At 64.5% G+C, this 5584-nt stretch carries 5 protein-coding genes and 1 pseudogene; 3 read left to right on the top strand and 3 right to left on the bottom strand.

Annotation, left to right across the window (positions count from 1 at the left end):
* Both JOY90_RS30020 and JOY90_RS30015 read right to left on the bottom strand, forming a co-directional pair.
* Positions 1–1319: pseudogene (locus JOY90_RS30020) on the bottom strand (lytic transglycosylase domain-containing protein); the annotation flags it as partial.
* Between the two features lie 258 nt (positions 1320–1577).
* Complete coding sequence (locus JOY90_RS30015) at positions 1578–2747, bottom strand: Gfo/Idh/MocA family oxidoreductase (RefSeq protein ID WP_291694720.1); 1170 nt, start codon at positions 2745–2747, stop codon at positions 1578–1580.
* A gap of 141 nt (positions 2748–2888) precedes the next feature.
* On the opposite strand from JOY90_RS30015, the gene JOY90_RS30010 reads away from it, so the two are divergent.
* Complete coding sequence (locus JOY90_RS30010) at positions 2889–3245, top strand: NIPSNAP family protein (RefSeq protein ID WP_291694719.1); 357 nt, start codon at positions 2889–2891, stop codon at positions 3243–3245.
* 67 nt (positions 3246–3312) lie between these two features.
* Here the strand turns inward: JOY90_RS30010 and JOY90_RS30005 are convergent, their stop codons facing one another.
* Positions 3313–4098 (bottom strand): SDR family NAD(P)-dependent oxidoreductase, encoded by a 786-nt coding sequence (locus tag JOY90_RS30005; protein ID WP_291694718.1) that lies wholly within the window; start codon positions 4096–4098, stop codon positions 3313–3315.
* 161 nt (positions 4099–4259) lie between these two features.
* Between JOY90_RS30005 and JOY90_RS30000 the strand changes: the two genes are divergently transcribed.
* Together JOY90_RS30000 and JOY90_RS29995 are read left to right on the top strand one after the other, a co-directional pair.
* Complete coding sequence (locus JOY90_RS30000; protein ID WP_291694717.1) at positions 4260–4970, top strand: histidine phosphatase family protein; 711 nt, start codon at positions 4260–4262, stop codon at positions 4968–4970.
* A gap of 52 nt (positions 4971–5022) precedes the next feature.
* Positions 5023–5584: SDR family NAD(P)-dependent oxidoreductase (locus JOY90_RS29995; protein ID WP_291694716.1), on the top strand; the 562-nt coding region annotated here is incomplete at its 3' end.

The following is a 5584-nucleotide window of genomic DNA, read 5'->3' as shown; positions in this document are numbered from 1 at the left end:
GCGCGCGCCAGCGTGATCGGATTGGCGCAGCCGTCATCGATATGGGCGAAATGCGCCGCCGCGGCCTTGGGATCGTGGAGATAGCGCAACGCGATCCAGCCCGGCAGGAAATGGAACTCGGCGCGATAGGCTTCCTTGTCCGGCGTTGCCGCCTTGCGCACCACCTGATAGGCAGCAGTGAAATCGCGCTGATCGAGCAGCTTGCGGGCGAGCACGCGGCGCACCCGCCACCACTCGTCGGTGTCCTGCTGCGCCATCGTCGCTGCCGGCGCCGCGAGCACGAGCCGGGCGGCGTCGTCGATCTTGTCCTTGCGCATCAGGTATTGGATGCGGCAGAGCACATAGGCGAGGTCGGCACGGCCCTCGGCCGAAACATCATTGAGCAGGTCCGGCGCCTTGGTCTCGTCGCCCTTGACCGCGGCGCAGGCCTTCACGGTGGCGAGCGCGTCGTCGTCGAGATGGTGCGCGGCGCGCATCGCCGCGCCGAACTCCTTGGCCCCGATGCGCTTGTCCATGCGCGCCCGGTAGTCCTCGCCGCTGAGCAGGTCGCGGAACGCCTCGATCACGTCCGTCTCGGTACGCTCCGTCAGTTCCTCCGACCGCCAGGCGTCGCGGACCAGCCGCGCCGCGCCGTCGTGATCGCCCTGGGCCAGCAGCGTCCGCGCCAGTGCGAAGCGCCCTTTCGCCGAGACCGGCCGGTCGCCGGTGAATGCGTGCACGGTTGCCGGGTCGGCCCGCTCCTGCCACAGCCGCGCTTCCGCGCGCCGCCGCATCAGCCCGACGCCCGGCCATTCCGGATTGTCGGCGATGAACGCTGCGTAGCGGGCGAAGCCTGCCTGCGAGTCGGCATGACGCAGCACGAACCATTCGGCGAGCCTGCGCGCCGCCGGATCGCCGATGGTCTTTGCGGTTGCGGTTGCGTCGGTCGTCTTGCCCTGCCGCGTCAGGTCGAACACGTTCTTGAGGACGGCGAGATCGCCGGTGAGAGGAGGGGTCTGCTCCTTCGGCGGAGCCTCGCTCGCTTGATCCTTGTCGGATGGCATCTTGTTCGATTGGGCCTTGCCGGCCTCTTTCGTCCTGCTTTCCGCCGCGGCCTTCTTGTGCGGCTCGTGCTGCTTGGCCGCGGCGTGCCTTGCATGCTTGTCCTTCGTCTCCTTCGCATGCGCCGACTTCTGATGATCGCGCGCCTCGTGCGCGGCGTGAGGCTTGTTGCCTTGTGTTGCCGGATGCTGGGGCGTGCGCGCCAGCGCGCCGCCTGAAAGCCCCGCGAACATCACGAGCGTCAGCACGGACGTCAGCGGTCGGAAGGGTTGATTCATTCCATCGTTCCCCTGCGAACGCACCGGCGAACCACAGCACGAACCCTGGAGAGCGTGCGACCCGTCCGGTTGAGCAACCGCAAGGCTACCACAGAGCTTCACTTCGCCTGTCGCACCGCGGCAACACCTTTGTGGAAAAGGCCGCCGCATTGTGGCGCGATTAGGGAATTCGACGCGTGCCAAATTGAGACATTTGAGAGTCGAGCTCAGCGCGATGCATCGCCATTGTGCGCGGGCAGCCACGCGACGCAACGCGGCTCACAACGTCACGCGCCGACCTTCCTCGGCCGCCCAGTAGCCGGCGTAGTTGACCTTGATGGTCTCGACGGCGAGCGAAAGATCGGAGCGCGGCTGCCGGCCGCTCGCCGCGCATTCCATGAAATCCTGGATTTCCTGCTGGTAGCCGCGCGTCCATTCCTCCTCGAGGCAGACATATTGCCAGCCGGTCTTTCGATCGACCTTCTCGGTGATGTAGACGTCCTTGAGTTTCTCTTCGCTCGTCTGGTAGCTCATCAGATGCGTGTTCGGCGTGATGTTGGCGAACAGCGAGCCCCCCGACGTGTAGGTCTCGATCAGGTTGCGCACGCCGCCCATGATCATGTCGCCGGAGAAGATGGTGGCCTTGGTGCCGTCGGAGAAGGTCAGCGTCAGCGTACCCCAGTCCTCGACGTCGATGGGATTGGCCTTGATGAAGCCGCGCTCCTCGGGCTTGAGGCTGGCGGTGACGTTGCCGACGTCACCGGTCACGCTCGCGACGCGGATCATCTCCCCGCGCGCCTTGGCCTCGACCTGTTTCAGATAAAGCACCGCCGACAGCGGATGGCATCCCATCCGGATCAGCGAGCCGCCGCCGGTCATCGCCCACTGCGCGGCATGGGCCGCATGCGAGCCGCTGTGGCTCTCCTCGGCCTTCATGAACAGGATCTTGTCGGCCGTCGCGCGGATGATTTCCGGGGTCTTGGTCAGCGCCGGCGCATAGATCCAGTCCTCCGCATACATGAAGAGCCTGCCGGTCTCCCGGATCGCCGCAACGGTCTCCTCCATCTCCGCACAGACGCGCTCGTACATTCGTGCTTTCGGCACATGCCTGCCGATCGGCGCCGGATCGCCGTCGCGGCCGAAATAGCCGGCGAACGGCTTCTCGCAGATCACGTGCTTGCCGGCGCGCATCGCCGCCACGATCATCGACGCATGCAGGCTAGGGGGCGTGCAGATGTCGATGATTTCGAGATCGGGATCGGCGATCAGCTCGGCAAAGCTACGGCAGGTTTTCGCGATCCGGTGGCGATGCGCAAATTCAACGACATGGTCGCTGCGCGCGGCTGCCGCGCTCACCTCGACATCGAGGCCGTGGACCCGCCGGTAGGCATGCATGTGCAGTTCGGCCACGAAGCCGCAGCCGACGAGGCCCACTCGAATCTTCGACATGGCTGGATTCCTTCGCTCGTTCCGGATCGGATGCACGATGGCGTGATGCCGCCGCTTTCTCTCCGGCTCCATCCTTCGCTGCGACAGGCGGGATTTGCAAGTCTGCGCTCTTTACCCATCTCTGCTCCACAGGAGAGTGCCATGATCCAGCAGCTTCGCATCTACGAGATTTTCGAACAGAACAAGGCCGCGTTCCACGTCCGCTTTCGCGACCACGCCGCCCGCATCATGCGGAGCAAGTACGATTTCAAGATCGTGGCGATGTGGGAGACGAAGTTCAACGACCGTACCGAGTTCGCCTATCTCCTGGAGTGGCCGGACGAGGCGGCCAGGACCGCCGGCTGGGCCGCCTTCATGGCGGACGCCGAATGGACCGAGATCAAGCGCGTCACCCATGCCGAGCATGGTCTGATGGTCGGCCAGATCGAGGACCGCCTGCTGATGCCCGTCGACTATTCGCCGTCGAAGGGGCGGAGCATGATGCCGGCTGCCATCTGAGGCGATCCTGCATCGCGTCGCGAGCGGAGGCCGCGCTCTTCCTCATCGGCTCGCAATGACGCTGCCGCTAAACCGGCTTGCCCGTGTACGGCATCGAGGCCGTGAGACCACCGTCGACCGGGAACGCCTGGCCGTTGACATAGGAGGCGTCATCGCTCGCCAGAAACAATCCCATCGCCGCGATCTCGTGCGGCTGGCCGGCGCGCTTCAACGGATTGAGCTGGCCGATCTTGTCCTGCGTGCCGCGCTCTTTGGCGCGATCGAACACCGGTTTTGTCATCCCGGTCTCGATCAGTCCGGGGCATACCGCATTGATGCGCACGCCGATGCCGGAGAGCGAATAGGCCGTGGTCTGCACCAGGCTGATGACCCCCGCCTTGCTTGCCGCATAGGGATGGCCGCTGGCGCCCGATTTCAGGCCCGCCACCGAGGCGGTGCAGACGATCGCGCCGGACTGCTGTCTGATCATGTGCGGCATCGCGTGTTTCACCGCGAGGAAGGGCCCGATCAAATTGATGCGCAGAATCTCCTGCCAGTGCTCGACGGTCTGCTCGGCGAGCGGCACCAGACCGCCGGAGATGCCGGCATTGGCCCAGATGGCGTCGAGCCTGCCGTAATCCGACAGCGCCTTGTCAATGAAGGTGATGACGTCGCGCTCGGCGCCGGCATCGGCGATCACGGCATCGGCCGTGCCGCCGGCCTTTTTCACCAGTTCGACGGTCTCCTTGACGCCGTCGCTGCGGTCGACCGCAATCAGCTTTGCGCCTTCCTTGGTGAACAGCAGCGAGGCCGCGCGGCCGATGCCGCTGCCGGCGCCGGTGATGATGACGGATTTGCCTTCCATGCGGCCCATGCGTTGCTCCCTTTGTCCTGCGGCATGTTTCGCGCTCCGTGCCATTCGGTGCAATATCAAACAGAATTTCAAACATTGATGCCGCTTGAGACGGCGCGCGCTCTCACGTACAGCCTTGGCAAGGTACAGCCTTGGGTGAACCTTATGGAAGGACTTTTGCAGTGTCCAATCCCGACAAATCGGCCGTCGTGATCACGCGATGGTGGTGGGTGCGCCATGCGCCGGTGCGCAACGATGGCGGCAACATCTACGGCCAGACTGATATCGCCTGCGACACTTCCGACCACGAGGTGTTCGAGGCGGTGGCAAAAATCCTGCCGCGCAATGCGGTCTGGTATGCGAGCAACCTGATGCGCACGCATCAGACGGCGGAGGCGATCTGGGAGGCGGGCTTTCCGCGGCCGGCAGTCATGATCCACGAGACGGCGTTCGCGGAGCAGCATCTCGGACAATGGCAGGGCATGAACCGCGCGGCGTTCCTGGCGAGCCGCCCAGTTGGCGCCAGCAACTGGTTTGCGGATATCAGCGAGCCCGCGCCCGGCGGCGAGAGTTTCATGGACCTCTATCGCCGCACAACCAATGCGATCGCTGACATCACGGCGAAGGAGAGCGGTCAGGACGTGATCGTGGCCGCCCATGGCGGCACGATCAAGGCCGCGATTGCGCTCGCGCTCGGCGGCCTGCCGGAAAAGGGGCTCGCCTTCGACATCGACAATTGCTCGGTGACCCGGCTCGACCACTATGCCGGTAAAGGTGGGTCGAGCTGGCGCCTGCCGATGGTCAACCAGCAGCCCTGGATCGCGGACGCCAGGCACAATGCGATGCACCAGCCGGCAGGACCGGAGATCGCCACATCGAGCAAGCTTGCTTGAGGCAAAGTCCAAATGGGCCTAGCCTGAACACAGAAAATATTGGGAGAGAGACATGAACCTGTTCGACCTGTCGGGAAAAGTCGCCGTCATCACCGGCTCCTCGCGCGGCATCGGCCGCGCCATCGCCGAGCGCATGGCCGAGCATGGCGCCAGGGTCGTGATCTCCTCGCGCAAGAAGCAGGCCTGCGACGAGGTCGCCAACGCGATCAACGACAAGGCCGGCAAGGAGGTCGCGCTGGCGATCGCGGCCAACATCTCGACCAAGGACGACCTGAAGCACCTGGTCGAGGAGACCAACCGTGCGCTCGGCAAGGTCGACGTGCTGGTCTGCAACGCCGCGTCCAATCCCTATTACGGTCCGCTCGGCGGCATCGCCGATGAGCAGTTCCGAAAAATCCTCGACAACAACATCGTCGCCAACACCTGGCTGATCAATCTGGTGGTGCCGCAGATGATCGAGCGCAAGGACGGATCGATCATTATCGTGTCGTCGATCGGCGGATTGAAGGGCTCGACCGTGCTTGGCGCCTACGCGATCTCAAAAGCCGCCGACATGCAGCTCGCGCGCAATCTCGCGTGCGAATATGGCAAGCACAATGTCCGCGTCAATTGCA

Origin of the sequence: Bradyrhizobium sp. (assembly GCF_019242285.1) — a bacterium.
Classification (GTDB): domain Bacteria; phylum Pseudomonadota; class Alphaproteobacteria; order Rhizobiales; family Xanthobacteraceae; genus Bradyrhizobium.
The sequence above is the reverse complement of the archived record's forward strand: the minus strand, read 5'-3'. Positions and strand labels throughout refer to the sequence as shown.